At 69.4% G+C, this 1,158-nt stretch carries 1 protein-coding gene and 1 pseudogene; one reads left to right on the top strand and one right to left on the bottom strand.

Annotated elements, in window-relative coordinates; translation table 11 throughout:
- Positions 1 to 282, bottom strand: a pseudogene (locus A5625_RS13820) (DUF3043 domain-containing protein); the annotation flags it as partial.
- A gap of 191 nt (positions 283 to 473) precedes the next feature.
- Between A5625_RS13820 and A5625_RS13815 the strand changes: the two are divergent.
- Positions 474 to 1,158 (top strand): glycerate kinase (locus A5625_RS13815; protein WP_232003681.1); only part of this gene is annotated, 685 nt, incomplete at its 3' end.

The raw sequence follows: 1,158 nt of genomic DNA, 5'->3' as shown, positions 1-1,158 counted from the left end.
TACCTTGTCCGCCCTGCGCTCCTCGCGGCTGAGCTTGGGACCGGCCAGCGATTTGCGCCGGGCCCGCGCCTCGGCGGTGGTCATGGGCGCCGGCGCGACCGGTCCCTTGCGGGCGCTACGCCGGGCGTCGGTGCGCTTGGGCGTGGGGCGCCCCTTGGGACCGGTGCGCTGCGACTCGCGGGATGCGGCACCCGAGGCGTCGGCAACGCCGGATACTCCCGCCGCCGCCGCGGTCTCGTCGAGGTCGGTTTCCTGGCCTTTCTTACGGCCCAACAGCTTCACAGTGGCCAGGTTACTTCGCGGGTGACGGGCGCCGGAATTCGCCTGGAATGCCTTGCTATTAGACCTGCGTTAGTGTCGCACTTGGCCCTACTCTTACACGTGATGAACGGCTGCCTTTGATGGAAGACGGGTCGATGGCCTCGGATGACGATGGTTCCGTCCTTGCACCAGGCCGCCTTCAGTTGCCCGCGATGCAAGTTCTGGTGGCCCCCGACTGCTACGCCGACAGCATGACGGCCATCGAGGCTTCCGCCGCCATCGCGACTGGCTGGACGCGATCGCGTCCCGGCGACCGGTTCATCGTCGCTCCGCAATCCGACGGCGGTCCCGGCTTCGTCGAAGTGCTGGCCAGCCGGCTGGGGGAGATGCGTCAGCTTCGGGTGTCGGGACCGCTGAAAGCCATGGTCGAGGCCGATTGGGTGTTCGATCGCCGTTCGGCGACCGCGTATCTGGAGTGCGCACAGGCCTGCGGTCTGACCCTACTGCGCGGACGCCCCACCCCGGAAACCGCGATGGCGGCCCACAGCAAAGGGGTGGGACAGCTGATCGCCGAGGCGCTGCGGGTCGGGGCGACGCGAATCGTGGTCGGATTGGGCGGCAGCGCCTGCACCGACGGCGGGCAGGGCATGATCGCCGAGCTCGGCGGCCTGGACACCGCTCGCCGGCAGCTGGGCAACGTGGAGCTGATCGCCGCCTCCGACACCGAATACCCGCTGCTGGGCCCGTGGGGAGCGGCCCGGGTTTTCGGGCCGCAGAAGGGCGCCGACACGGCCACCGTCGCCGCGCTGGAGGTCCGGCTGCAGGCCTGTGCGCACTCCAGATACGCGGTCGCCGAACGGCGATCGAACACCCAATCGGCCTCGACCATGGCTTTCA

Source organism: Mycobacterium sp. 1465703.0, from assembly GCF_001672975.1.
Taxonomy (GTDB): domain Bacteria; phylum Actinomycetota; class Actinomycetes; order Mycobacteriales; family Mycobacteriaceae; genus Mycobacterium.
This window is presented reverse-complemented; position numbering and strand designations above follow the sequence as displayed.